Origin of the sequence: Micromonospora sp. WMMD987, from assembly GCF_029581435.1 — a bacterium.
Lineage (GTDB): Bacteria > Actinomycetota > Actinomycetes > Mycobacteriales > Micromonosporaceae > Micromonospora > Micromonospora rifamycinica.
Genome location: NZ_CP120861.1, coordinates 6,628,033 through 6,653,727, shown reverse-complemented (window position 1 = coordinate 6,653,727; position 25,695 = coordinate 6,628,033). Strand labels below are relative to the sequence as shown.

Annotated in this window: 20 protein-coding genes and 2 pseudogenes; 12 read left to right on the top strand and 10 right to left on the bottom strand. The window is 74.5% G+C overall.

What is annotated here, in order from left to right:
• Positions 1–230 precede the first annotated feature (230 nt).
• From O7612_RS28390 to O7612_RS28375, 4 genes and pseudogenes are all read left to right on the top strand, one after another.
• Complete coding sequence (locus O7612_RS28390; protein WP_282268934.1) at positions 231–1,028, top strand: MBL fold metallo-hydrolase; 798 nt, start codon at positions 231–233, stop codon at positions 1,026–1,028.
• A complete protein-coding gene (locus O7612_RS28385; protein WP_282268932.1) occupies positions 1,025–4,600 on the top strand; it encodes an adenylate/guanylate cyclase domain-containing protein in 3,576 nt (1,191 codons plus the stop codon). Before O7612_RS28390 ends, O7612_RS28385 begins: the two co-directional genes overlap by 4 nt.
• Before the next feature lie 191 nt (positions 4,601–4,791).
• A pseudogene (locus O7612_RS28380) lies at positions 4,792–5,196 on the top strand (hypothetical protein); the annotation flags it as partial.
• 168 nt (positions 5,197–5,364) lie between these two features.
• A complete protein-coding gene (locus O7612_RS28375) occupies positions 5,365–6,924 on the top strand; it encodes a serine/threonine-protein kinase (RefSeq protein WP_282268928.1) in 1,560 nt (519 codons plus the stop codon).
• Here the strand turns inward: O7612_RS28375 and O7612_RS28370 are convergent.
• A complete protein-coding gene (locus O7612_RS28370) occupies positions 6,911–7,237 on the bottom strand; it encodes a hypothetical protein (RefSeq protein WP_282268926.1) in 327 nt (108 codons plus the stop codon). The two genes, O7612_RS28375 and O7612_RS28370, sit on opposite strands and share 14 nt — an antisense overlap.
• Positions 7,238–7,416: 179 nt before the next feature.
• Between O7612_RS28370 and O7612_RS28365 the strand changes: the two genes are divergently transcribed.
• Together O7612_RS28365 and O7612_RS28360 are read left to right on the top strand one after the other, a co-directional pair.
• Positions 7,417–8,358 carry a transporter substrate-binding domain-containing protein gene (locus tag O7612_RS28365; RefSeq protein WP_282268925.1) on the top strand — a complete coding sequence of 314 codons (942 nt, stop codon included), beginning with the start codon at positions 7,417–7,419 and terminating at the stop codon, positions 8,356–8,358.
• Positions 8,355–9,395 carry a hypothetical protein gene (locus O7612_RS28360; protein ID WP_282268924.1) on the top strand — a complete coding sequence of 347 codons (1,041 nt, stop codon included), beginning with the start codon at positions 8,355–8,357 and terminating at the stop codon, positions 9,393–9,395. The genes O7612_RS28365 and O7612_RS28360 overlap by 4 nt, the downstream gene beginning before the upstream one ends.
• A gap of 8 nt (positions 9,396–9,403) precedes the next feature.
• On the opposite strand, the gene O7612_RS28355 is transcribed toward O7612_RS28360, so the two are convergent.
• The 9 genes and pseudogenes from O7612_RS28355 to O7612_RS28315 all read right to left on the bottom strand — a co-directional run bounded on the left by O7612_RS28355 (position 9,404) and on the right by O7612_RS28315 (position 19,888).
• Positions 9,404–10,567, bottom strand: coding sequence for an acyl-CoA dehydrogenase family protein (locus O7612_RS28355; protein ID WP_282268923.1), 1,164 nt, complete (start codon positions 10,565–10,567; stop codon positions 9,404–9,406).
• Entirely contained in the window at positions 10,564–12,546 is a 1,983-nt protein-coding gene (locus O7612_RS28350) for a biotin carboxylase N-terminal domain-containing protein (RefSeq protein WP_282274084.1), read from the bottom strand. The genes O7612_RS28355 and O7612_RS28350 overlap by 4 nt, the downstream gene beginning before the upstream one ends.
• Positions 12,547–12,573: 27 nt before the next feature.
• Positions 12,574–14,175, bottom strand: a complete 1,602-nt coding sequence (locus tag O7612_RS28345; protein WP_282268922.1) for a carboxyl transferase domain-containing protein — start codon at positions 14,173–14,175, stop codon at positions 12,574–12,576.
• The gene (locus tag O7612_RS28340) at positions 14,172–15,368 is read right to left on the bottom strand and encodes an acyl-CoA dehydrogenase family protein (RefSeq protein WP_282268921.1); all 1,197 of its coding nucleotides are present in this window, start codon (positions 15,366–15,368) and stop codon (positions 14,172–14,174) included. The genes O7612_RS28345 and O7612_RS28340 overlap by 4 nt, the downstream gene beginning before the upstream one ends.
• A complete protein-coding gene (locus O7612_RS28335) occupies positions 15,365–17,086 on the bottom strand; it encodes an acyclic terpene utilization AtuA family protein (RefSeq protein WP_282268919.1) in 1,722 nt (573 codons plus the stop codon). Before O7612_RS28335 ends, O7612_RS28340 begins: the two co-directional genes overlap by 4 nt.
• A complete protein-coding gene (locus O7612_RS28330; protein WP_282268917.1) occupies positions 17,083–17,397 on the bottom strand; it encodes a maleylpyruvate isomerase N-terminal domain-containing protein in 315 nt (104 codons plus the stop codon). Before O7612_RS28330 ends, O7612_RS28335 begins: the two co-directional genes overlap by 4 nt.
• 178 nt (positions 17,398–17,575) lie before the next feature.
• A pseudogene (locus O7612_RS28325) lies at positions 17,576–18,139 on the bottom strand (TetR/AcrR family transcriptional regulator); the annotation flags it as partial.
• Between the two features lie 144 nt (positions 18,140–18,283).
• Positions 18,284–19,027 (bottom strand): metallophosphoesterase family protein, encoded by a 744-nt coding sequence (locus tag O7612_RS28320; protein WP_282268915.1) that lies wholly within the window; start codon positions 19,025–19,027, stop codon positions 18,284–18,286.
• Between the two features lie 183 nt (positions 19,028–19,210).
• Positions 19,211–19,888, bottom strand: coding sequence for a Crp/Fnr family transcriptional regulator (locus tag O7612_RS28315; protein WP_067306583.1), 678 nt, complete (start codon positions 19,886–19,888; stop codon positions 19,211–19,213).
• 220 nt (positions 19,889–20,108) lie between these two features.
• Here O7612_RS28315 and O7612_RS28310 point away from each other — a divergent pair, with 220 nt between their 5' ends.
• The 6 genes from O7612_RS28310 (at position 20,109) to O7612_RS28285 (ending at position 25,656) form a co-directional block, all read left to right on the top strand.
• Entirely contained in the window at positions 20,109–20,900 is a 792-nt protein-coding gene (locus O7612_RS28310) for an adenosylcobinamide amidohydrolase (RefSeq protein ID WP_282268913.1), read from the top strand.
• Positions 20,901–20,956: 56 nt separating this feature from the next.
• The gene (locus O7612_RS28305; RefSeq protein ID WP_282268911.1) at positions 20,957–22,111 is read left to right on the top strand and encodes a CapA family protein; all 1,155 of its coding nucleotides are present in this window, start codon (positions 20,957–20,959) and stop codon (positions 22,109–22,111) included.
• Positions 22,112–22,163: 52 nt separating this feature from the next.
• Positions 22,164–22,952: an endonuclease III gene (gene nth / locus O7612_RS28300; protein WP_282268909.1), complete on the top strand. Its 789-nt coding sequence runs from the start codon at positions 22,164–22,166 to the stop codon at positions 22,950–22,952.
• Positions 22,949–23,611, top strand: a complete 663-nt coding sequence (locus O7612_RS28295) for a TlpA disulfide reductase family protein (protein WP_282268907.1) — start codon at positions 22,949–22,951, stop codon at positions 23,609–23,611. The genes nth and O7612_RS28295 overlap by 4 nt, the downstream gene beginning before the upstream one ends.
• A 109-nt stretch (positions 23,612–23,720) precedes the next feature.
• The gene (locus tag O7612_RS28290; protein ID WP_282268905.1) at positions 23,721–24,419 is read left to right on the top strand and encodes a CoA pyrophosphatase; all 699 of its coding nucleotides are present in this window, start codon (positions 23,721–23,723) and stop codon (positions 24,417–24,419) included.
• 58 nt (positions 24,420–24,477) lie between these two features.
• The gene (locus O7612_RS28285; protein WP_282268903.1) at positions 24,478–25,656 is read left to right on the top strand and encodes a MarP family serine protease; all 1,179 of its coding nucleotides are present in this window, start codon (positions 24,478–24,480) and stop codon (positions 25,654–25,656) included.
• Positions 25,657–25,695: the final 39 nt, after the last annotated feature.

The window sequence follows — 25,695 nt, the reverse complement described above, 5'->3', positions numbered from 1 at the left end:
GTCGCGTTCCACCGTGCCGTGTGGCACGACCACTGCGCGACACGCGCATCGCACCGCACCCGCACCGCGCCGGGGTCGTTCGCGGTGCGTCGCTCCATCGTCCGCCGGCCCGGCGGGCATCACGACCCCCGGGCCGGTCGGCCGGCGGAAAGCCGCGAACAACCACGAACCGGATGCGCCGGTTCGACAAGATCGCGGGGAGTGGCGGGCGGGGTCGTACGATCGCAGCCATGACCGGGCATGTGACGGCACCGCCGGCCGCGCTGGCCGACCGGCTGCCTGACTGGGTGACGTTGCTGCGTGCCCCCAACCCTGGGCCGATGACCCTGGAGGGGACCAACACCTGGCTGCTGCGTGCCCCCGGCGCGGAGCACACCGTCGTGGTCGACCCGGGGCCGGCGGACGAGGCGCACCTGGCCGCCGTCGCGGCGTCCGGGCCGGTCGGGCTGGTGCTGATCACCCACGGGCACCCGGACCACACCGAGGGCGCCCCCCGGTTGAGCGAGCTGCTCGGCGGGGCACCGGTACGTGCCGTCGACCCGGCGCACACCATCGGCGGTGCCCCGCTGGCCGGGGCGGCGCAGCTCGACGCGTCCGGCCTGACGGTCGACCTGGTGCCGACCCCCGGGCACACCGCCGACTCGGTCTGCTTCCTGGTGTCGCACGGCACCGAGCGGGTGGTGCTGACCGGGGACACCATCCTCGGCCGGGGCACCACCGTCGTCGCCCACCCCGACGGCGACCTCGGCGACTACCTGGCCAGCCTGGAACGGCTCGGCGCGTACCGGGGGATCGCGGCGCTGCCCGGGCACGGCCCGGCGCTGGCCGACTGCGGCGCGGCGGCCGACTTCTACCTGGCCCACCGCCGGGCCCGGCTCGACCAGGTCCGGGCCGCCGTCGCCGCGGGCGCCCGCACCGCGCCCGAGGTGGTGGCGACGGTCTACGCGGACGTCGACCGGTCGCTGTGGTGGGCCGCCGAGTGGTCGGTCCGCGCCCAACTGGAGTACCTGGGAGTGGAGCAGCCGTGACCTGCCCGGTGTGCGGCACGCTCGCCGTCCCCGGTGCGCGGTTCTGCCACAACTGCGGGGCGGCGTTGCCGGCCGCCGCCACCCTGCCGACCGCCGAGCGCCGGGTGGTCACCGTGCTCTTCGGTGACCTGTCCGAGTTCACCTCGTGGTCGGAGGATCTCGACCCGGAGCGGGTCGGCGCGGTCACCGACCGGGTGCTCGCCGCGCTCGCCGGTGCGGTCAAGACGTTCGGCGGGCACGTGGACAAGCTCACCGGCGACGGGATCATGGCGGTCTTCGGTGCCCCGGTGGCCCACGAGGACGACGCCGAGCGGGCCGTCCGGGCCGCCCTGTCGATGCAGCGGGCGGTCCGCCGGGTGCTCGACGACGAGCGCGGCGGCGGGGCGCCGCTCGGGCTGCGGGTCGGGCTGAACACCGGTGACGTGATCGCCGGCATCCAGGCCGCCATCGAGTACACGGTCATCGGGGACACCGTGAACACCGCCGCCCGGCTGGCCGACGCCGCCGCCGTCGGCGCGATCTACGCCGGTGCCCGGACCTCGTCGGCCACCCGGCACGTCGCCTCCTGGCGGGTGCTGCGCCCGCTGCGGCTCAAGGGCAAGCGCGAGCCGGTCGAGGCGTTCGAGCTGCTGGGCCTGCTGGACGCCCCGGGCACCCGGTCGGGGCTCGGCGACGAGGCGCCCTTCGTCGGGCGGGAGACCGAGATCGGCCGGGTCGCCGGCCGGCTCGCCGAGGTGATCGACCGGGGCGAGCCCCGGGTGCTGCTGATGACCGCCGAGGCGGGGATCGGCAAGTCCCGGTTCGCCGCCGAGGTGGAACGCCTCGCCGCCGGCTACGACGTCGGCGCGGGCCGGTACGCCGCCCACAGCGGGGCCCGGGTGCTCTCGGTCCGCTGCGCCGCCTTCGGTGAGCGACGCCGGCTGGCCCCGCTGGCCGACCTGGTCCGGGCCGCCGTCGGGCTGCCCAACGACACCTCCACCGCGCTCACCCGGCCGGCCGTGGAGGAACGGTTGCGCCGGCTCGGCCAGCGCCTCGGCCGGTTGCGCGCCGACGCGCCGCCGATCGGTGCCGACCAGTTGCTGGCCCTGCTCGGCTACGCCGAACTGCCCGCCGGCAACCCCGGCGAACAGGGTGGATGGGGTGCCGTCCCGCCGGCCGCCGACGCCGAGGCGGTGCCGGCGGCGGTGGCCGGGCTGCTCAGCGCGCTGGCCGCCGAGGCGCCGCTGGTGATCGTCGTCGACGACCTGCACGACGCCACCGCCGAGACCATCGACGCGCTCGGGGCCACCCTGTCCCGGCTCACCGGGCCGGTGCTGGTGATGCTGCTGGGCCGTCCGGAGCTGGTCCGGACCGCGGGGGGGTTGACCTGGATCGCCGACGCCGAGGTGCAACCGCTGCCGCCGCTGCGCGGCGCGGACGCCTCCCGCCTGCTCACCAGCTACCTCAACGGCGGCCGGCTGCCCCAGGCCGACGCCGACCGGTTGCTCGCCACCGCCCAGGGCAACGCCTTCTACCTGGCCGAACTGGTCACCCTGCTGCGGGAGCGGGGAGCGCTGACCGCCGGCCCGGACGGCGGCTGGCGACTGGTGCCCGGCTCGCTGGGCAGCCGGCTGCTCTCCCGCGACCTCGCCGCCGTGCTGGCCGCCCGGATCGACGCCCTCCCGCCGGAGGCCCGTTCGGCGCTGCGGGACGCCGCCGTGGTCGGCGACGTGGTGCCGGCCGGCGCGTTGGAGGCGTTGCGGGAGCAACGGGCCGGGCGGGACGGTCGACCCGCCGCGGTGGCCGCGGTCGAGCTGGAACGGGCCGTGGAGGAACTGCTGCAACGCCGGATGCTGCACCGCACCCGCAGCGGTTTCGCGTTCGCCACCCCGCTGATGCGCGAGGCCGCCTACACCGGGGTGAGCAAGGCCGAGCTGGCCGAACGGCACGCCGCGCTGGCCCGCTGGGCCACCGGAACGCCCGACTCGTCGGTCGCCCCGCCGGGCGGGTTCACCGACCCGGCCCGGGACGAATTCGTGGCCGAGCAGGTCGAGCGGGCCGTCGCCCTCGCCGACGCGGTGAAGCTCCGCCCGGACTCGCCGGCCCGCACGGTCGCCCCGCTGGGGGTGGCCGCGCTGGGCCGGGCCGCCCGCCGGTCCCTGCAGGTCGGTGAGCCGACGCTGGCCGTCGAGTACGCCGAACGCGCCGCCGAGTTGGCCCGCGAGGGGGTGCCCCCGGCCGACCGGGTGGCGTACGCCCGCGCCCTGCTCCAGGTCGGCCGGGTCGGTGACGCGCTCGCCTTCGCCGAGAAGATCGCCGCCAACGCCGGTGACGACGCCGGTACCCGGGCCAGCGCCCTGCTGCTCGCCGGCCAGGCCCACCAGACCCTGGGCGACCAGGGCCGGGCGGTGGCCTGCTGGCAGGAGGCGTTGCAGGTGGCCACCACCGGCGAGGTGACCAACCTGCGCGCCTCGGCGATGCGCCGGCTCGGGATGGCCGACTTCGTCGCCGGCCGGCTCGGGCAGGCCAGCAGCCGGCTCGCCGCCTCCTACCAGATCAGCCTGGCCGCGAAGGACCTGCGCGGGCAGGCCTGGGCGTTGCAGAACCTCGCCTGGGTCACCACCACCCGGGGCGACTTCGCCGGCACCGACGCGGTGCTCGGCCGGGCCGCCCGGCTCTTCGCCGAGTTGAAGGACCCGTACGGGCGGGCCTGGCTGCGCGGCACCACGGCCTTCGCCCGGTTGCTGGCCGGGCGGCTGGGGGAGGCCTGCCGGCTGGCCGGGATCTTCCTGCCGTTCGGGGAGCGGGTCGGCGAGGCGTGGGCGGTGGGCACGTTGCGTGCGGTCGAGGCGTTCGCCGCGGCCGAGCTGGGCGAGGTGGCCGAGGCGGACCGGGCGGCCCGCCGGGCGTACCGGGACTTCGCGGCGGTCTCCGACGACTGGGGACGTGGGTTCGCGCTGGTCGTCCGGGGGGTGGTGGCGCGCGGACTGGGCGAGCCGGAGCACGCCGCCGACCTGTTCACCGATGCCCTGGCGTACGCCGGCCGGACGTCGCACCCGCTGCTCACCGGGATGGCCGGCACGCTGCGCGGCTTCGTGGCGTTGGACATGGGCGACTGCGAGACCGCCGAGCGGGACGCCCGTGCGGTGCTGACCGCCGTCGAACCGCACAACCCGCAGGCCCCGGCGCAGGCCGCGCCCCGGGTGCTGCTGGCCACCGCCCGGCTCGCCGCCGGGGATCCGGCCACCGCGGTCGGGTTGCTCGCGCCGGTGGCGACGACCGCCGCGAAGACGGCGACGCTGCTGTTCTCCCGCCGGCAGACGCTGGCCCGCTACGCGTCCGCGCTGCTCGCGCACGGTCAGCCGGAGCAGGCGTTGGACTGGGCCCGGCGGGCGGTCGCCGCCCCGGCGGAGGACGTCCGCAGCCAGGTGATCGGGGCGGGTGTGCTGGCCGAGGCGCTGGCTGCCGGCGGTCGTCCGGTCGAGGCGCTGGCCAGCGCGCAGGAGGCGGTGCGGTTGGCCTACGCGACCGAGCAGCGCAGCGAACGGGCCAGCGCCGACGCCCTGCGGGACCGGCTGGCGGCCGGGGTCTGACCGGGGTCGGGGCCGCCGTCGGGCGGGCGCGGGTCCGTGCCGTGGTCCGCGCGGGCTGGTCGGGGCGGCCGGTCGACGCCGGAGGGCAGGTCTGTCGGTTCCGGTGATGTGCGCGTCGGCGGGGACGGTTAGCGTGTCACTTCACGCGACCGCCCCTCGGTGCCGGTCGTGCCGTCGGGGTGGGGGGACAGATGAGGTTGCCGCGTTCGGGTGCCGGCTGGACGATCGCGGTCTTCGGGGTGCTGGCGGTGCTGCTCGGCGCGCTCGGCCTGGTCTGGCCGGAGGCGCAGCTGCGGATGCTCGGCTTCACGGTGCCGCAGACCCGAACGGCCGGCGACTACACCGCCACGTTCCTCACCGCGTCCTCGATGGCCTCGTTCAACATGGGGGTCTACTACCTGCTGGCGGTGGCGACCGAGTGGCGGGCGTTCTACCGGTTCACGGTGGTCTTCCGGTTGGTCACCTTCACCGTCTTCACGTTGACCGTGCTGGCCGACGTGGCTCCGGACCGGTTCATCGGGGTGGCGCTCTGGGAGGGGGCGGGCGCGGTGGCGACCGCGCTCGGTCTGCGGTGGGACGCCCGTCGATCGGCGGCCGTCGTCGCCGACGTGGACGGTAGCGCTCCCACCTCTCCGGGGGGATCGACGAAGAGCCAGGTAGGCGGCGTTTCCGGCGATGCGCGGATCGGGTCGGCCGCTGCCGGCCCGGCCGCTCCCGCCGGTACGGACCGCTGAGCGGCCCGGCGGAACAGGTATTTTCGAGCCGTGACCGAGACCCCGCCCGGCGCCGCCAGGCTGCCCATTGTGCCCGGTCTGACCGACTTGCAGGTCTTTGCCCGGGGTGGGTACGCCACCGTCTACCGGGCCACCCAGATCTCCGTCGGGCGGGAGGTCGCCGTCAAGGTGGAGAACCGCACCCTGGACAACGAGCGCGACCAGGCCCGGTTCCTGCGTGAGGCGCGGGCGGCCGGTCGGATGTCGTCGCACCCGCACGTGGTCGACCTCTTCGACGTCGGGGTGACCGTCGACCGGCACCCGTACCTGATCATGGAGCTGTGCGACGGGTCGTACGCCGAACGGATGCGGACCTCGCCGCTCGACGCGTCCGAGACCCGTGACCTCGGCATCAAGATCGCGGATGCGTTGGCCCACTCGCACGCGGCCGGGGTGCTGCACCGCGACGTCAAGCCGGCCAACATCCTCCACTCGCACTTCAACTCGGCGGTGCTGGCCGACTTCGGGCTGGCGGTGCTGGCCGAGGCGCGGGACGCCTCGGTCACCCTGGAGGTGCTCACCCCGGCCTACGCGCCGCCGGAGATGTTCAACCACAGCCCGCCGTCGCCGGCCGTCGACGTGTACGCCCTCTGCGCCACCCTCTACGCGGTGATGACCGGCCGCCCCCCGCGCTGGCAGACCGAGCGCAACCCGAGCCTGGTCACCGTGTTGGAGATGTTCCACCAGCCGATCCCCGACCTGCCCGGGGTGCCGAACGAACTCGTCGACGTGCTCCGCGCCGGGATGTCCAACGACCCCGACGCCCGCCCCTCCGCGCTCGAACTGCGCGACCTGCTCACCGCGCTGCCGCTCGACCCGGCCCCCGCCCCGGTCAGCGGTGCCCCGGTCTCCGGCGGGCCGTCCGCCGGCGGCTCGGGTGGTGGTGGGCCGTACTCCCCCGGCTGGACCACCGGCCAGCCGGGGCGGACCACCGGTCAGCCCGCACCGCGCCCACCCGCCCAGGACGACCAGCCGACGGTGGCGCACGGCGAGCGCCGGCGGCGGCGCTGGTTCCTCGGCGGGGCCGGGGTGCTCGCGCTGGCCGCGTCGGCGAGCGCCGGAGCCTGGGTCGCCGGTGGTGCGCCACCGGTGGCGGGGCCCACCGCCTCCCCGACGACGGTCGGCTCGTCCAGCCCGGCCGCCCGCTGGGGCACCCTGCCCGGCTGCGCGGCCGACGGCACGGCCGCGACCCTGCCGCCGGGCGCCCGGTGCGCCCCGGTGCTGGAGTGCTTCGGCCCGGTGCGGCTGCGTGCCGACCGGGCGGAGGCCCCGCAGCTCTCCTGCGAGGGGCGGCACACCTGGGAGACGTACGTCGAGGGGCAGTTACCGGCCGCGCTGGCCGGAGCCGGGCATGCCGCGATCAGCGCCGACCCGACGGTCCGGTCGGTGTGCAACGCGCGGACGTTCCGGCTGACCAGCGGGATCGACTACACCAACGGATGGCGGCTGGAGGTGTTGCCGCCCGACGGTGCGGATCCCGACCGGACCTACCGCTGCCTTGCCGGGCGGGGGGTGGACGCGCTGGTCGCGCCGACCCTCACTGGTCGCTGACCTCGCGCATCCGGTGCAGCCGGCTCAGCACCGCGGCGCTGTCCAACGCGTCCAGGGTGTCCGCGTCGAGGAACGAGCCCGCCGCCAGGGGACCGGGGGCGGGTGCTGCGGGCGGCGCCTCCCCGTGGTCGCGCTCGCGTAGCGCGGCCAGCGCGGTGCCGGTCACTGTCGCGAACAGGACACCGAGCAGGGCCAGCCCCACGGTCAGGATGCCGGCCGGGTGCCGGAAGGCCAGTGCCACCAGCACCGCGCCGGTCGCCAGCGCGCCGACCGTCGCCACGGTCCGCGCACCCGGTCTCAGGATTCGCCTCACCCGACAAGCATGGCCCGGATGGGCGCGGTGTCAATCCGTACGGCTGGGTGTGGTTGACCGTTCTGCTGACAGTGACACCCGCCGGGGCGGCGACGCCGGCCGGCCGGGCGGCGGGACGGGGATGGATGCGGACGGCTACTCTCGGTGTCCCCCAGGCTGTCCGTCAGCGAGGTGCGCCGATGAACGACACGTCCGCCCGCCACCGGGTCCGCTCGGTCGCCACCACCCTGGCGGTGGCCCTGACCCTCACCCTGGCCGCCGCCGCGGGTTGCGACAACCGCCGCGAGCCGTCGCTGCCCTCGGTGCGCGACAAGCTGCGGGAGTCGCACATCGACGGTCAGTCGAAGATCAAGATCGGGGTGGCCACCACCGAGCCGCTGATGGGCGAGCTGCGCAACGGCGCGCACGTCGGCTTCGACGTGGAGATCGCCCGCTACGTCGCCTCCTACCTGGGCTACGAGGGCGACCAGCGCATCGAGTGGGTCTCGGTGACCACCGAGGACCGGATCCCCGCCCTCCAGGGTGGCGTGGTCGACCTGGTGGTCTCCAGCTTCTCGATCACCGAGGAGCGGGAGAAACTGGTCAGCTTCGCCGGACCGTACTTCGTCACCACCCAGGAGGTGATGGTGCCGACCCGGCTCAAGGACAAGATCCGCACCATCGAGGACCTCCGTGAGCCGGCGTACAAGGTGTGCACCAGCGGCGGCTCCACCACCGAGGCCGAGCTGGCCAAGCACGACGTGAAAGCGCTGGTGGTCAAGGAGGTCGGCGACTGCGTCAAGGGCATCCGGGAGGGCCGCTACGACGCGGTCAGCTCCGACGAGACGATCCTCGCCGGTTTCCTGTCCCTCTACCCGACCGAGTTCGAGATCGTCGACATGCCCTTCGGCACCAGTGAACTGCTCGGCATCGGCGTGCCGATCGGTGACCCCGCCCTGCGCGACCTGGTCGCCTTCGCCCTCCAGAAGAGCTACCTGGCGGGACGCAGCGGGATCAGCAGCCCGTGGCTCACCGCCTACAACCGGACCCTCGGGCCGTGGTTGAAGGCGGAGAAGGCCCAGCCGCAGCCGCTCAACGTGCCGGAGCTGGTCGACTTCGACGACAAGGCGCCGACCCGGTGACCGCCCCGGCCGTACCGCAGGATCCGGGCGCCACCACCGTCGCGGTGCGCGACGGCTGGGATCCGGCGGTGGAACGTCGGGCCCGGGCCAGCCAGTCGTTCTGGACGGCCGTGGTGGGGGTGCCCGCCATCTTCTCGGTGCTGCGCCTCGGCGTCGAGGCGGGCGGCGAACTCCAGACCACGTTGCTGCTGGTGGCGAACGTCGGGCCGGTGAACCTGCTGGCCGGCTTCCTGACCACCGCCGCCCGGCTGCTCTCCACCGGCCTGGTCGCGGTCTTCGCGCTCGGCGCGGTGCTGCGGGTCAGCGTCGAACGGATGCCGCCCACCGTCCGTCGCCCGCTCTTCGTCCGCTGGGCGGACCTCACCCCGGCCTGGTTCGTGCTGGCCAGCTTCCTCACCGCCCTGGTCACCTGGCAACTGCTCTACCTGCCCCTGCTGCTGCCGGCGTTCGTGGCCGCCTTCCAGCTCACCCCGGCGCGACTGCACGAGCACCCGCTGCCCCGGGTGCTGATCGTGGTGGCGCTGCTCACCGGCTACGGCTGGCTGCTCGCCCCCACCCTGGTCGACGCGTGGCAGCAACGGGAACTGCTCGCCCTGACGCTGCTCGTCGTCCCGCCGCTGCTCGCGCTCACGGTGACCGGCCCGCTGCCCGGGGCGGTGATCCGGCCGCTCGCCTCGGTCACCGAGGCGGCGGTGCTGGCCATGCTGGTCTGGGCGGCGCTGCCGGTGATCACCACACCGGTGCTGCCGCTCACCGTGACCACCGTGGAGTCGAGCCCCGGTGTCACCGAGGACGTCCGGGGGCACGTGGTCACGGTGGACGACGTCAACATGGTGCTGCTCCAGGAGCGGGGCGGCGTCCGCTACGTGCCGGTGGACGACGTCCGCGCGCAGGTGCTCTGCCCCAGTGAGGAGGAGCTGCCCCGGCACCGGCTGCGGATCCGGGACTACCACGTCGAGGACTCGCTGCTGGAGGGGCTGGGTCGGCGGGTGCGGCCGGTCCACCGCACCGACGCTGCCTGCCGCGCGGTGAACTGACCCCGGGGTCAGTAGGACTTCTCCTGACCCAGGACGTGCTGGGCGACGAAGTTGAGGATCATCTCCCGGCTGACCGGGGCGATCCGACCGGCCCGGACCGCGCCGAGCAGCGTCGCCACGCCGTACTCGGTGGTCATGCCGGCCCCGCCGAGGGCCTGCACGGCGGTGTCCACGGCCAGTGCGGCGGCCTCCCCGGCGGCGTACTTGGCCATGTTGCCGGACACCCCGGCCTCCAGGTCGCGGCCCGCGTCGTACAGGGTGGCCGCCTTAGCGATCATGAGCCGGGCCAGTTCCACCTGCACCGCCGCGTGCGCCAACGGATGGGACACCCCCTGGTGCGCGCCGATGCTGCGGCCACCCCAGACCGTGCGGGTGGCGGTGTAGTCGCTGGCCCGCTCGATGGCGTACCGGCCGGTGCCGACGCCCATCGCGGCGACCGTGATCCGCTCCGGGTTCAGCCCGGCGAACAGCGCCGGCAGGCCGGCGTCCAACGACCCGCCGACCAGCGCGTCGGCGGGCAGCCGGACGTCGTCCAGATAGAGCAGGAACTGGTTCTCCGGGGAGACGATCTCCATGTCCAGCCTGGACCGGGTCAACCCGGCCGCGTCGGTCGGCACCAGGAACAGCGCGGGCTTCAGCTTCCCCGTCGCCGCGTCCTCGGTACGGGCGACCACCAGCACGTACTGCGCCTCGTCCACGCCGGAGATGTAGCACTTGCGGCCGGAGAGCAACCAGTCGTCGCCGTCGCGGCGGGCCACCGTGGCGAGCCGGTGGAAGTTCGACCCGGCGTCCGGCTCGGTGATCGCGAAGACCACCTTCAACGAACCGTCGGCGAACCCGGGCAGGAAGCGCTTGCGCTGCTCCTCGGTGCCGTGCCGGTTGATCACCGTAGCGGCGATGGCCGGCGACACCACCAGCAGCAGCAGCGGGCAACCGGCGGCGGCCAGCTCCTCGCAGACGATGGCCAGCTCGGTGAGGCCGCCACCGCCGCCGCCGTACTCGGTGGGGACGTTGACGCCCAGGTAGCCCAACCGACCGGCCTCTTCCCACAACTCGGTGGTGTGCCCGCCGGATTTCGCCTTCTCGACGAAGTAGGAGTGGCCGTACCGGCGGCCCAGCGCGCGGACGGCGTCCCGGAGCTGGTCCTGCTCCGGTGTCAGATCGAAGTTCATCGGGGTGCCTCCTCGGGATCGACCACGGCCAGCACCGCGCCCGTCTCGACCTGCCCACCGGCGGGCACCGGCAGGTCGGCGACCACGCCGTCGGTCGGGGCGAGCACGGGGTGTTCCAGCTTCATCGCCTCCAGGGTCAGCAGCAGGTCACCGGCGGCGACCCGCTGACCAACCCCGACGTGCACCCGGGTCACCGTGCCGGGCAGCGGCGCGAGCAGCGACCCGACCGCCAACGCCGCGCGGGGCAGCGGGAAGCGGGGCAGCCCGGTCAGCTCCGTCGCCCCGTCCGGGCCGTCCACGAAGACCGCCGACCCCGCCCGGTGTACGCGGAACACCCGCCGCACCCCCGCCACGTCGAGCAGCACCCGGTCCGGTGCCGCCGTCACCAGCGTCACCACCGGCTCTGCCTGCGTGGTGGGCGGGTCGGTTGACCAGTCGGCGAGCGCGCCGGAGCGGTCCAGCCGGTAGCGCACCTCGATCCCGTCCCCGGTCGCGGTGGCGAACCGGACGACCTGGGGGAGGGCCGGCACGTTGCGCCAGCCCGACGGGAGACCGGCGAGCACCGGGGCGGCGGCCCGTCGCGCGGCGGCCCCGGCGAGCGCGGCGGCCAGCGCGGCGACCGGGAGCCGATCGGCCGGCAGCAGCGGCGCGAACACCTCGGGATGCGCGTCCAGGAAGCCGGTGTCCACCTGCGCCGCACCGAACTCCGCACTGCGCAGCACCCGGACCAGCAGGTCCCGGTTGGTGGCCACCCCGTGCAACTCGGCGCGGGCCAGCGCGCCGGCGAGCAGCCGGGCCGCCTCGGCCCGGGTCGGTGCCCAGGCGATCAGCTTGGCCAGCATCGAGTCGTAGTGCACGCCCACCGTCGACCCGGTGTGCACCCCCGAGTCGAGCCGCAGGCCCCGGGTCGGGGTGAACTCGCCGACCACCCCGGGGACCGCGAACCGGTGCAGGGTGCCGGTGGCCGGGCGGAACCCCTGCGCCGGATCCTCCGCGCAGAGCCGCACCTCGATGGCGTGCCCGTCGGTGGGCGGGGTCGCCGGCACCGGCAGCGTGCCGCCCTCGGCGACCAGCAGTTGCAGCCGCACCAGGTCCAGCCCGGTGACCGCCTCGGTGACCGGGTGCTCCACCTGGAGCCGGGTGTTCATCTCCAGGAAGAAGAACTCACCCGTCGGGGCGAGCAGGAACTCCACCGTCCCCGCCCCGACGTAGCCGACCGTCCGCCCGGCCGCCACCGCCGCCGCGTGCAACCGCTCCCGGACCCCGTCGGGCAGCACCGCCGGGGCCTCCTCGACGAGCTTCTGGTGCCGACGCTGGATCGAGCAGTCCCGCTCACCGAGCGCCACGACCGTACCGGCGGCGTCGCCGAAGATCTGCACCTCGACGTGCCGGCCGCCCTCGACGTACCGCTCGACGAAGACCGTGCCGTCGCCGAACGCGGCGGCGGCCTCGCGGCGCGCGGACTCCACGGCCGCCGGCAGGTCGGCGGGGTCGCGGACGACGCGCATCCCCCGCCCCCCGCCCCCGGCGGCGGCCTTGACCAGCACCGGGAAGTCGGTGATCTCGTCGCCGTCGGTCCAGGAGGGCAGCATCGGCACGCCCGCCCCGGTGAGCAGCGCCTTGGCCGCCAGCTTGTCGCCCATCGCCGCGATCGCCGCGGCGGGCGGACCGACCCAGGTCAGGCCGGCGTCGACCACCGCCGCCGCGAACCCGGCGTCCTCGGCGAGGAAGCCGTAACCCGGGTGGACCGCGTCCGCGCCGGTGCGCCGGGCCGCGTCCAGGATCAGCTCGATCCGCAGGTACGTCTCGACAGGCGTGTTCCCCGGCAGGTGGACCGCCTCGTCCGCCTCGGCCACGTACGGCGCGTCCGCGTCGGCGTCGGAGTGCACGGCGACCGTCGCCACCCCCAGCGCCCGGCAGGTGGCGAAGACCCGCCGGGCGATCTCCCCCCGGTTGGCCACCAGCAGTTTCCGCACCACCATGGTCACGCCCCCTCGCTCACGGGTTCACATCCGGAAGACGCCGAAGCCGTCGGCGCCCTTCACCGGTGCGTTGTGGATCGCCGACAGGCAGAGCCCGAGGACGGTACGGGTGTCCCGGGGGTCGATCACCCCGTCGTCGTAGAGCCGGCCGGAGAGGAACAGCGCCCCGGACTGCGACTCGATCTGCTGCTCGACCATCATCCGCATCGCCGCGTCGGAGTCCTCGTCGTAGTCCCGGCCCCGGGCGGCGGCGGCCTGCCGGGCGACGATCGACAGCACCCCGGCCAACTGCGTCGGCCCCATCACCGCCGACTTGGCGTTCGGCCAGGTGAACAGGAACCTCGGCTCGTACGCCCGGCCGCACATGCCGTAGTTGCCGGCCCCGTACGAGGCGCCCAGGTTGACCGTCAGGTGCGGCACCGTCGAGTTCGCCACCGCGTTGATCATCAAAGCGCCGTGCTTGATGATGCCGCGCTGCTCGTAGGAGGTGCCGACCATGTAGCCGGTGGTGTTCTGGAGGAAGACCAGCGGGGTGTCGGTGGCGTTGGCGAGCTGGATGAACTGGGCCGCCTTCTGCGCCTCCGCGCTGAACAGCACCCCCCGGGCGTTCGCCAGCACGCCGACCGGGTAGCCGTGCAGCTCTCCCCAGCCGGTGACCAGCGCGGTGCCGTACGCCGGCTTGAACTCGTCGAACTCGCTGCCGTCGAGCACCCGGGCCAGCACCTCACGCGGGTCGAACGGCACCTTCAGGTCGGCGCTGACGATGCCCAGCAACTCCTCCGGGTCGTATCTCGGTGGCCGGGGGTCGAGGTCGCGCGGCGGTGGACCCTGCTTGCGCCAGTTGAACCGGCGGACGCACCGCCGGGCCAGCCGGATGCCGTCCCGCTCGTCCTCGGCCAGATGGTCCGCCAGCCCGGACGTGCCGGCGTGCATCGCCGCGCCGCCCAGCGACTCGTCGTCGGTGACCTCGCCGGTGGCCATCTTCACCAGCGGCGGCCCGGCCAGGTAGACCTGCGACCGGTCCCGGATCATGATCACGTGGTCGGACATCCCCGGCACGTACGCGCCACCGGCGGTGGCGTTGCCGAAGACCACGCTGACCGTGGGGATCCCGGCGGCGGAGAGCCGGGTCAGGTCGCGGAACACCCGGCCGCCCGGGATGAAGATCTCCGCCTGGGTGGGCAGGTCCGCCCCGGCGCTCTCCACCAGGTTGACCATCGGCAGCCGGTTGGCCAGGGCGATCTCACCGGCCCGTCGGGTCTTCGCCAGCGACCACGGGTTCACCGCGCCGCCGCGTACGGTCGGATCGTTGGCGACGACCAGGCACTCGACGCCCTCGACCACGCCGATGCCGGTGACCACGCTCGCCCCGACGGGGAAGTCGGTGCCGTACGCGGCGACAGGTGACAACTCCAGGAACGGGCTGTCCCGGTCCAGCAGCAGCTCGATCCGCTCCCGGGGCAGCAGCTTGTCGCGACCGTGGTGCCGGGCCACGTACTTCTCCCCGCCGCCGGCCCGTGCCTGGTCGAGCGCGGCGTCCAACTCGGCGAGACGTTCCCGAAGCGCTTCCCGGTTGGCCACGAAGGCCGGCGCGGCCGGGTCGACCGCACTCTCCAGTGTCGTCATAGACCCAGACCCTTCGCGATGATCTCGTTCATGATCTCGGTGGTGCCGCCGCCGATGCTGAGGATCCGGGCGTCCCGGTAGTGCCGCTCGACCTCGGCGTCACGCAGGTAGCCGAACCCGCCGTGCAGTTGCAGCGCCTGGTCCACCACCTGGTCGCAGGCGGCCACCGCGACGTTCTTCGCCATCGCCACCTCGGTCACCACCGGCTCGCCCGCCGCCACCCGGGCGGCCACCTGGTGCACGTACGCGCGGGCCGCCTCGGCGCGGGTGTGCATCTCGGCCAGCCGGTGCCGGACCAGTTGCCGGCTGACCAGCGGACGGCCGAACGTTGACCGGTCCCGGCACCAGCGGGTCGCCAGCTCCACGCAGCGCTGCGCGGTCGCGTACGCCTGGGTGGCCAGGGAGAGCCGCTCGGTGGCGAAGTTCTGCATGATCGCCAGGAAGCCGGTGTCCTCCTCGCCGATCCGGTTGGCCACCGGCACCCGCACGTCGACGAAGGACAGCTCGGCGGTGTCCGAGCAGTGCCAGCCGAGCTTGTCCAGCCTCCGACCCACGGTGAACCCGGGGGTGCCCCGGTCGACCACCAGCAGGTGCAGCGACCCGCTGCCGGGGAAGTCGCCGCAGACCGCCGTGGTGACGAAGTCGGCGCGTACCCCGCTGGTGACGTACGTCTTCGACCCGTTGACCAGGTAGTGGTCGCCGTCGCGGCGGGCGGTGGTGCGGATCGAGGCGACGTCCGAGCCGCCGTCCGGTTCGGTGATCGCCAGCGCGCCGATCAGCTCACCCGCCAGCGTCGGTCGGACGTACCGGGTGACCAGGGGGTCGTCGGCGGCGGACCGGTGCGCCGAGAGCCGGCCGCCGAGCGTGCCGCCGGTGCGCGCCCCGGCCGCCGCGACGATGTGCGGCAGCGCGATGCCGTGCGTGAACAGGGCGGCGACCAGCCCGGACGAGCCACCGGACCGGATGATCTCCTCGGTGACCACGATCGTGTCGAGCAGGTCGCCGCCGCTGCCGCCGACCGACTCGGGGAAGCCGATACCGAGCAGGCCGATCTTCGCGGCGGTGGCGTGCAGCGCCCGGGGGACCTCGCCGGCCCGCTCCCAGTCGGCCAGGTACGGCAGCACCTCCCGGGTCACGAAGGCCCGGGTCAGCTCCCGCAACTGCCGCCGCTCGGGCGTGTCCACGATGGTCACCGGTCCGCCTCCCCGGCTGCGGGCGGGCCGGGGGTGAGAGCGGCAGGCAGGTCGACGACCCGGGAGCGGAGCAGTTCGCCGAGCGCCTTGGCCTGCGGGTCGAACCGGGTGGAGGCGGCCACCCCCGGCCCGAGCAGGCCCCGGATGACGAAGTTGACCGCCCGCAGGTTCGGCAGCTCGTACCGTTCGACGGTCGACGCGGCCGTCTCCGGCAGCAGTTCGGCCAGCCGGGCGACGGTCAGCCACTCCCGCAGCCACCCCCAGGTGGCGTCGCTGCGCGCCCAGACGCCGAGGTTGGCGTCGCCGCCCTTGTCGCCCGACCGTGCCCCGACCAGCTCGCCCAGCGGCCCCCGCCGGGTCGGCCCGACCGCCCGTGCCGGTGCCGCCCGCGCGGGCTCCGGCGGAACCGGGGTGCGTTCCGTGGCCGGTGCCCCGGTCCGCGACGGCGGGGGGACCGGCAGCCGGGTGCCGTCCGGCAGGACGGCCACGTGGGGCACGTCGGCCTGCGGCACGGCGTCGGCGGTGAACACGCCGTAGGGGGTGGCGTCACCCGGCAGGGTGGTCAGCGTGCAGCCGGGGTAGGAGGCCAGGGCCAGTTCCACCGCCGCCGCCGAGAACGCCCGCCCGGCCCGCGCCCGGTCACCGTCGCGCAGGTGTACGTGCAGCAGCGCGCTCGCCGTCTCGGTGTCGGCCGCGTCCGGATGGTCGGTACGGGCCAGGCTGAACTCCAGCCCGTCCGCGCCGACGGCCGCCTCGACCTGCCCCCGTACCAGCGCGGCCTTGGCCGGGATGTCCAGCCCGCAGAGCACGAAGGTCATCGTGTTGCGGAAGCCGCCCAGGTTGTTGACGCCCACCTTGAGGGTGGCCGGCGGCGGGGTGCCCCGCACCCCGTCCACCCGGACCCGGTCCGGTCCGTCCTGCCGCAGCCGTACCGTGTCCAGCCGGCTCACCACGTCCGGGCCGAGATAGTCGGGGCCGGCCACCTCGTACAACAGTTGCGCGGTGACCGTCTCGACGGTGACCGCGCCGCCGGTGCCGGGGTGCTTGGTGAGCACCGACGAGCCGTCGGGATGGATCTCGGCGATCGGGAAGCCGGGCCGGTGCCCGCCGTCGGGCAGCTCGGTGAAGAAGCTGAAGTTGCCGCCGGTGACCTGCGCCCCGCACTCGATCAGGTGCCCGGCGACGGTGGCTCCGGCCAGCCGGTCCAGGTCGCCGGGCCGCCAGCCGAACCTGGCGATGGCCGGCCCGACCGCCAGCGAGGCGTCGGTGACCCGCCCGGTGACCACCACGTCGGCTCCCGCGTCCAGGCAGGCGGCGATGCCGAACGCGCCGAGATAGGCGTTGGCGGTCAGCGCGTCCGGCCGGGGCAGGGTGTCGCCCTCGACGTGGCCGACCCGGACGGTGAGGCCGAGCCGGTCGGCGAGTACGCCGATCGCGGCGGCCAGCCCGGCGGGGTGCAACCCACCCGCGTTGGTGACGATCCGCACGCCCCGGTCCAGGGCGGTGCCGAGGCAGCCCTCGAGCTGACGGAGGAAGGTCTTCGCGTAACCGAGACCCGGGTCGCGCAGCCGGTCCCGACCGAGGATCAGCATGGTCAGCTCGGCCAGGTAGTCGCCGGTCAGCACGTCCAGCTCACCGCCGTCGAGCATCTCCTGCCAGGCGGTGAACCGGTCGCCGTAGAAGCCGGAGGCGTTGCCGACCCGCAGGACGCCGGTCACGCGGCTGCCCCCTCGCGGTCGACGCGGCGGGCGCGGGCGACGCGCGGCGGGGCCAGGAACCCGGCGGCCGCGTCCTCGACCAGCCGGCCCGGGTCGGTGGCCGGAATGACCGGGCCGTGGTACGCGGCCGGGTCGACAGCGGTCGCCCTTGCCACGTGGTCGACCCACGCGAGACGGGCGATCCGGTGGGCGACCGTCCGGCCGGGGGCGGGTGCCGGTCGCGTCCACGCCCCGGGGGGCAGCACAGTGACGAGCGCGTCGAGCTGCCCGGACTCGGTCGGGTCGGCGAGCAGGGCGGTCGGGTCGACCATGGTGCCTCCGGGCGGGTGGGCCGATGAGCGCGGCTCAGGTCGGGTCGGTGGATCCGGGGTGACCGGTCGGGCCGGTGTGGCCGGCGGAAGCGGACGGGTCCGGTCGCCGGGGGTTTCCGGGGTGGCGGCCGGCGGTTTCCGGGGTGAGCAGGGTGGCGAGCTGGCGCTTCCAGGTGTGTAGCAGGGCGGTCCGGCGGGCCGAGTCGTCGTTGAGCAGATTGGCCACGCCGAGCCCGCGGAGCAGGTCGAGGGTGGCCTGCACCGCCTCCCGGACCCCGGGCCGACGCTCGTCAACGTCGAGCAGCGCGACGGTGAGCCGGTGCATCTCCCGCCCCACCCGGGCCTCCAGCGGCACCAACGCGTCGCGCAGCTCCGGGTCGGTCCGGGCGGCCACCCACAGCTCCAGCGCGGCCACGAAGAGCGGCCCGGTGAAGGCGACGCCGAGCAGGTCGACGACACGGTCGAGTCGCTGCGGCCCGACCGGCAACGCCTCGGCCTCGACACGCAGCTCCTCGGCCCGTCGCTCGGCGAGGTGGGCGACGGCGGCGGTCACCAGCGCCGCCTTGGTCGGATAGTGGTGCAGCTGGGCGCCACGGGAGACTCCGGCGTGGGTGGCGATCACCGTGGTGGTGGTGCCCGACCAGCCGTAGCGCACCAGGCAGTCGACCGTCGCCTCCAACAGCCGGGCGCGGGTCGCGCGGCTGCGTTCCTGCTGGGGGACGCGGGTCGATGCGGGGGCCACGGGGACAGCGTGCCGCCGTCGAAACAAACAGTCAAGCCTGACTTTTTCTGCCCGGCTCCCGTCCCGGCGGTCTGCCGGTGCTCTGCCCGGTGCTCTGCCTGGCCCCTTCGGCCCGCTGGCCCCCTCGGCCCGTCCGGTCGTCGGTCAGCGGCCGTCGCGGGGGGCGAAGGCGGTCAGCGCGTCGAGGTCACCGTGCCGGGAGCGCAGGTACTCGTCGGCCCAGGCGGCGGCCTCCGGATAGGCCGACCCGGTGGCGACCCGGGCGCACGCCGCGTCGACGTCGAACGTCGTCCGGCGCAGCTGTACCCCCGGGCCGAGCAACGCCCAGTACGCCCCCGGCCCGCCGTACGGCATGCCCACGCTGCCCGGATTGACCACCAGGCGGCGGTCGACCAGCCGGGTGAACGGCATGTGGGTGTGCCCGCAGACCACGGTGCGCACCTGCGCCGACAGGCCGGCGAACACCTCCGCCCAGCGGGTCGGCCGGGAGTCGACCAGCACCACCTCCGCGTCGTCCCGGGGCGTGGCATGGCAGAAGAGCACCGGGCCGAGGCCGACGACGGGGAGGGTGAGCGTCAGCGGCAGTCCGGCCAGCAGGGCCACCTGGTCGGCGCGGAGCTGGTCCGCCGCCCAGTTCGACACGTCGTGCTCCGACGGTCGGCCGGCGCGGGCCTGGACCAGCTCCCGGTCGGCGTTGCCGCGTACCCAGCGGACCCGGTCACCCAACCCGACCAGCAGGTCCAGCACCTCGACCGGCTGTGGGCCGGCCGCCACGTCACCGGTCACCACGATCAGGTCGGCCGTGGTCACCTCCGGCTCGGCCAGTACCGCCTCCAGCGCGGGCAACGCACCGTGGACGTCGGAGAGCACCGCGACCCGTTCCAGCATCCGTCCACGGTCGCCCGGCGGCGGCGCGTTGTCGAGACATTCTGCGCCGGGCAGACACCGGGCCACCGGCGACCCGGCCGGTACGCGCACCGGCCCGGGACCGCCGGTCGCGGCGGCCTCGGGCCGGTGTCTGCACGCGTACCGGGTCAGACCCGGGCCGGTGTCTGTACGTGGGGTGCCGGGTCAGACCCGGGCGCGGCGGGCGAGACGCTCCGGGTCGAGGATGATGATGCTCTTGCCGTCCAGTCGCAGCCAGCCACGGGAGGCGAAGTCGGCGAGCGCCTTGTTGACCGTCTCGCGGGAGGCGCCGACGAGCTGGGCGATCTCCTCCTGGGTCAGGTCGTGGGTCACCCGCAGCACGCCACCGTCGCGGGTGCCGAACCGACCGGCCATCTGGAGCAGGTTCTTGGCGACCCGGCCCGGCACGTCGGTGAAGATCAGGTCGGCCAGCGAGTCGTTCGTCCGGCGCAGCCTACGGGCGAGCACCCGGAGCAGCTGCTCGGCGATCTCGGGCCGGTTGTTGAGCCACGGGCGCAGGGCCTGCTTGCGCAGCCGCACCAGCCGGGTGTCGGTGACCGCGGTGGCGGTGGCCGTACGCGGTCCGGGATCGAAGAGCGACAGCTCACCGACCATGTCCGACGGACCCATCACGGCGATCAGGTTCTGCCGGCCGTCGGCCGCCCGCCGCCCGACCTTGATCTTGCCTGACAGGAGGATGTAGAGACTGTCGCCGGGCTCGCCCTCGTTGAAGACGATCTCGCCCTTGCGGACGTCGATCGTCTCCATCTCCTTGGCGAGCGCCTCGGCAGCCTCCGGGTCGACACCCTGGAAGATCCCGCTGCGAGCCAGTACCTCATCCATCGCGCACCTCCGGTTGCGCGTTGCCGTCCCTCGGCCGGGTCCGCCGTCCGCTGATCCCTCGCGCGCCGCCAAGTCTAGGCGCATGTGAGGACGAATCAGAGCTGCACCCCTGGAAACTTGATCGTTGGGCGTAACCTCGCCGACCCGATCGGCCACTACGATCCCCCGCCCGAACCACCTGGTCACCGGTAGTCGCCGCCGCTGGTCGTAGGGTGTCCGGGTGCTGAGCGACCCGGTGCTGACCCACCGCCCCGAGGACGGACAGGACATCCCGCTCCTCGTGTGGCGGGCGCACCCGCCGCTGCGGGCGGTCAGCTCCGGCCCACTCGGCGGCGGTGTGGGCGTCCGTCACTGGGTGGTCAACGCGACCGTGCCGATGTCGTACCACCGGGACGACCCGGCGGCCCACCTGACCGCGCTCGCCGACCGGCTCGGCCTCGACGGGCCGGGGGTCGGCCTGCTCACCGGCGTGGACGTCGCCGAGGTGGCCGCCCGCGCGGACACCGGGGTACGGGTCTGGGCCACCGTCGGCCTCGGCACCCCCCTCTGGGCCGCCGCCCCGGCGCAGCCGCCCGACACCCCGACCCAGGACACCACCCCGGCCCAGGACACCACCCCGGGCCGGGCGCCCGACACCCCGACCCAGCCCACCGGCCCGGTACGGGACGTGGTGCCGGATGCTGCCGGGGCGTCGGAGGCCGGACCGGTCGTGCGGGTCGGGACGGTCAACATCGTCGTCTACGTGCCGGTGACGCTCGGGGACGCCGCCCTGGTGAACGCCGTCGCCACCGCGACCGAGGCGAAGTGCCAGGCGATCCGGGAGCTGGGCCTGCCGGGCACCGGCACCCCCACCGACTCGGTGACCGTGCTCTGCCCGGCCGCCGGTCCGGCCCAGCCCTACGGCGGTCCCCGGTCCGCCTGGGGCGCCCCGCTCGCCCGCGCGGTCCACGCGGCGGTCCGGGCCGGTGGGTCGGTGCCCTGCGTCCCGTGGTCGCAGCGGCGGACGTGCTGAACTTCCGTCCGATCGGCCGTCGTCGGTCGATTACCCGCCCGGTAGCGTCTCGGGCGATGTATTCTGCCGCCTCACCCCAGCCCCGTCCCCGCCGCCGCGCCGTGCTCGCCTCCGGTGCGCTGCTCGCCGTGCTCCTCGCCGGCTGTGCCCAACACGACGCCCCGGACCCGGTCTGGCGACCGGGCGGTGGCGGTGGTGCCAGCGGCTCCCCGGTGCCGACCACCGGGGCGGCCGGCAAGGACGAGGCGGTCACCCTGTCGGCCACCGGGGACATCGTGATGGGCATGGCCCCGTCCCGGCTGCCCGCCAACGGCGGCAAGGGCTTCTTCGACGAGGTGCGGGACGCGCTCAAGGCCGACCTGGTGATGGGCAACCTGGAGGAGCCGCTCACCACCGACACCGGCACCGGCAAGTGCGGCGCGAACGCCAGCAACTGCTACCAGTTCCGCGTCCCGCCGGAGTACGCCGCCCATCTCAAGGATGCCGGGTTCCAGCTGCTCAACCAGGCCAACAACCACGGCTACGACTTCGGCCCGCAGGGCTACGAGAACACCCGGCAGGCTTTGGAGAAGCACGGCCTGAAGCACACCGGAGCACCGGACCAGATCACCGTGGTCGAGGTGGGCGGGGTGAAGGTCGCGGTGGCCGGCTTCTCGTCGTACCCCTGGTCCAACAGCCTGGTCGACATCGACGCCGCCAAGGGGGTCGTCGAGAAGGCCGCCACCATGGCCGACCTGGTGGTGGTGCAGGTGCACATGGGCGGCGAGGGGTCGGACAAGACCCGGGTCCGCCCCGGCACCGAGATGTTCCTCGGCGAGAACCGGGGCGACCCGGTGAAGTTCTCCCACGCCATGATCGACGCGGGGGCCGACCTGATCGTCGGACACGGCCCGCACGTGCTGCGCGGGATGGAGTTCTACCAGGGCCGGCTGATCGCGTACAGCCTGGGCAACTTCGCCGGGGGCGCCCGCTCGCTCAACCCGACCGGCCGGCTCGGCTGGGGCGGGGTGCTGAAGGTCTCCCTGAAGCCGGACGGCAGCTTCGCCGGCGGTTCCTTCACCTCCACCCGGATGAGTTCGGTGGGCAGGCCGGGGATGGACTCCGCCGGCCAGGGGCTCGGACTGGTCAAGCAGCTCAGCGGCAACGACTTCCCGCGTACCGGGGCGCGGTTCGACGGCAAGGGGAAGATCAGCCCACCCGACGCCGGCTGACCGGGCGGCGTGGCCCGGCGGCGCGTCGCAGCGGCGACGTAGGCTGGCCGGCGTGACCATCAGCTCTCCCGGCCGGGGCGAGACGGACCTCGGCCGTACCCGGCGTGCCCGGCGGATCGGTCGGGCGTTGACCGAGGCGCACCCCGACGCCCACTGCGAACTCGATCACTCCACCGCGTTGGAGCTGGCCGTCGCCACGATCCTCTCCGCGCAGTGCACCGACAAGAAGGTCAACGAGGTCACCCCCAAGCTGTTCGCCCGCTACCCGACGGCGGCCGACTACGCCGCGGCGGACCGGGCCGAGCTGGAGGAGCTGATCCGGCCGACCGGTTTCTACCGCAACAAGACCGACTCGTTGATCAAGCTGGGTCAGGCCCTGACCGAGCGGTACGACGGCCGGGTTCCGGGCCGGCTGGCGGATCTGGTGACGCTGCCCGGGATCGGCCGCAAGACGGCCAACGTCATCCTGGGCAACGCCTTCGACGTGCCGGGGATCACCGTCGACACCCACTTCCAGCGGCTGGTGCAGCGCTGGGGGCTGACCGTCCAGACCGATCCGGTCAAGATCGAACACGAGATCGGGGCGCTCTTCCCGAAGCGGGAGTGGACCATGCTCTCGCACCGGATCATCTTCCACGGCCGGCGGGTCTGCCACGCCCGCAAGCCCGCCTGCGGGGCGTGCACCCTGACCCGGCTCTGCCCGTCGTACGGGCTCGGGCCGACCGAGCCGGCCGCCGCCGCCAAGCTGCTCAAAGGTCCCCGTGCCCGGGAGTTGGCGGTCGCCGCCGGGGTCGACCCGGAGCTGGTGCCCGCCCAGGCCACCGTCGCGGAGGCACCGTGAGGCGTCGGCTCGCCGCGCTGGTCGTCCCGGTGCTGTTGGTCCTCGCCGGCTGCACCGCCACCACCGGGCCGCAGGACGCCGCCACCGGCCCTGACCGGGGGCGGCCCGCCCGCCCGTCGCCGTTCGCCGACTGCGCCACCCTCACCGGCCCGCCGGCCACCACCCCCGTGCCGTCCGGGTCCGCCGGGGCCGGTGACGGCGGGGGTACGACCGGCAGCCCGGCCCCGGCCGGCGGCGACCTCCTGCCCGAACTGGTGCTCTCCTGCTTCACCGGCGGTTCCCCGGTGGCGTTGCGCGACATCCGCGGCCCGGCCGTGATCAACGTGTGGGCCTCCTGGTGCCCGCCCTGCCGCAAGGAACTGCCCGCCTTCCAGCGGCTCAGCGTCCGCGCCGCCGGCCAGCTCCAGGTGGTCGGGGTGAACAGCCGGGACAGCCGGGACGGCGCGCAGGCCATCGGCGAGGACTTCGGCATCCGTTTCCCGGTGCTGTTCGACCAGGGCGAGGCCCTGCAACGGGAGCTGCGCCGCACGGCCGTCCCGCTGACCCTGCTGGTCGACGCGCAGGGGCGGGTCCGGCACACCGACACCTCCGGCGCACTCGACGACGCCCGCCTCGCCGACCTGGTCCGCCGTCACCTCGGCCTGACGGTGCCCGCGTGACCTCCCACCCCCGGGCGGCCCCCGGCACCCGTCATGCGACGTCGGCTCCGGCCCTCACCCGCCGCGCGACGGATGCCCCGGCTCCTGTCGTCCGGCCGGAGCCGGGCCGGTGAATCCCCGTCCGCCGTCCTGGCTCGACCCGCTGGTGGACCGGCTCGGCACCGCGCGGGCCGAGGACTTCACCCGACTGACCACCCCCGAGGAGGGTGGCCGGGAGAGCGCGGTGCTGGTGCTGCTCGGTGAGCAGCCCGGTTCGGGCCCCGACGTGCTGGTCCTCCAGCGGGCCGCCACGTTGCGCAACCACGCCGGCCAACCGGCCTTCCCCGGCGGCGCGGCCGACCCGGGGGACGCCGACGCCCGGGCCACCGCGCTGCGCGAGGCGAACGAGGAGGTCGACCTCGACCCGACCAGCGTGACCGTCCTCGCCGAGCTGCCCAGGCTGTGGATCCCGGTCAGCGCCTTCGTGGTCACCCCGGTGCTGGCCTGGTGGCACAGCCCGCACCCGGTGCACCCCCGGGAGCCGGCCGAGGTCGCGCACGTCGCCCGGCTGCCCGTCGCGGAGCTGGTCGACCCGGCCAACCGGATGCGGGTCCGGCACTCCAGCGGCTGGATCGGCCCGGCCTTCTCCGTCCGCGGCATGCTGGTCTGGGGGTTCACCGCCGGGGTGCTGGACGCGCTGCTGGAGATGGGCGGCTGGGCCCGCCCGTGGCCCTGGTCACGGGTGGTCGAGCTGCCGCCGGCCGGGGCCACCCCGGCCCCCTCGGCCGGCACCGACGAGGTCGACGAACTGGCCGGTCCACGAACCTGACCGTCACGTTCCGCAGCCGCGGCGCCGCACCGGTGTCCGGTGCACGTACCCTTGACCGGTGTCGGCCGTGGATCTCGTTCTGCTCCTGCTCATGCTCGTGTTCGCGATCAGCGGATACCGTCAGGGCTTCGTCATCGGGGCGCTGTCGTTCTCCGGGTTCTTCCTGGGTGCGCTCATCGGGCTCCAGGTCGGGCCGATGCTGGCCCGCCAGTTCATCGACAGCGGGACGAGGGTGCTGGTCTCCCTGGTCGCGGTCTTCGGGCTCGCCGTCCTCGGTCAGGCGCTGGCCGGCTGGCTCGGCTCCCACCTGCGCCGCACGATCACCAACGACACCGCCAAACGGGCCGACGACATCGGCGGCGCGTTCGTCTCGATCCTCGCGGTGATGCTGGTGGCCTGGCTGGTCGCCGTACCGCTGGGCTCGTCGTCGCTGCCCTGGCTGGCCGCCTCGGTCAAGAACAGCGCCCTGCTGACCGTGGTCGACCGGGTCCTACCGGACCAGGCACAGGAGTTGTCCACCGCGCTGCGGGACACCGTCGACACCAACGGGTTCCCCGACGTCTTCAACGGCCTCGGCCGTACCTCGGCGCGACAGGTCGCCCCACCGGACCCGGCGCTGGCCGGCTCCCAGGTCGTGGCGAACAGCCAGCGGGCGGTGGTGAAGGTGCTGGGTTCCGCGCCGAGCTGCTCGCGCCGGATCGAGGGTTCCGGCTTCGTCTACGCCGACGACCGGGTGATGACCAACGCGCACGTGGTGGCCGGCACCCGCTCGGTCGCGGTCGAGCTGCGCGGCGAGCGGTACGACGGCGAGGTGGTCGTCTACGACCCGGACCGCGACCTGGCCGTGCTGTACGTGCCGGGGCTACCCGGCCCGTCCCTGCGCTTCGCCGCCGGGCAGGCCGGCAGCGGCGCGGACGCGATCGTGCTGGGCTTCCCCCTCGACGGCCCGTACGACGCCCGACCGGCCCGGATCCGGGACGTCGACCGGATCGAGGGCCCGGACATCTACAACGCCAGCAAGGTGAACCGGGAGATCTACACCATCCGGGCGCTGGTCCGCAGCGGGAACTCCGGTGGCCCGCTGGTCTCCTCCAACGGCCTGGTGCTCGGAGTGATCTTCGCGGCGGCGGCGGACGACCCGAACACCGGGTTCGCGGTGACCGCCGAGGAGGCCCGACCGGTGGCGCTGGCCGGCGCGGAGCGTACCCGTGGGGTGGGCACCGGCGACTGCACCTGAGCCCGGCCGACGGGTGCGGGAGCCGGGCTCAGCCGGCGG

Excerpts from the sequence above, each read along its gene's own strand:
- O7612_RS28390 (WP_282268934.1), top strand. The coding sequence starts at position 231 with ATGACCGGGCATGTGACGGCACCGCCGGCCGCGCTGGCCGACCGGCTG.
- O7612_RS28365 (WP_282268925.1), top strand. The coding sequence starts at position 7,417 with ATGAACGACACGTCCGCCCGCCACCGGGTCCGCTCGGTCGCCACCACC.
- O7612_RS28355 (WP_282268923.1), bottom strand. The coding sequence starts at position 10,567 with ATGAACTTCGATCTGACACCGGAGCAGGACCAGCTCCGGGACGCCGTC.
- O7612_RS28345 (WP_282268922.1), bottom strand. The coding sequence starts at position 14,175 with ATGACGACACTGGAGAGTGCGGTCGACCCGGCCGCGCCGGCCTTCGTG.
- O7612_RS28330 (WP_282268917.1), bottom strand. The coding sequence starts at position 17,397 with ATGGTCGACCCGACCGCCCTGCTCGCCGACCCGACCGAGTCCGGGCAG.
- O7612_RS28320 (WP_282268915.1), bottom strand. The coding sequence starts at position 19,027 with ATGCTGGAACGGGTCGCGGTGCTCTCCGACGTCCACGGTGCGTTGCCC.
- O7612_RS28315 (WP_067306583.1), bottom strand. The coding sequence starts at position 19,888 with ATGGATGAGGTACTGGCTCGCAGCGGGATCTTCCAGGGTGTCGACCCG.
- O7612_RS28305 (WP_282268911.1), top strand. The coding sequence starts at position 20,957 with ATGTATTCTGCCGCCTCACCCCAGCCCCGTCCCCGCCGCCGCGCCGTG.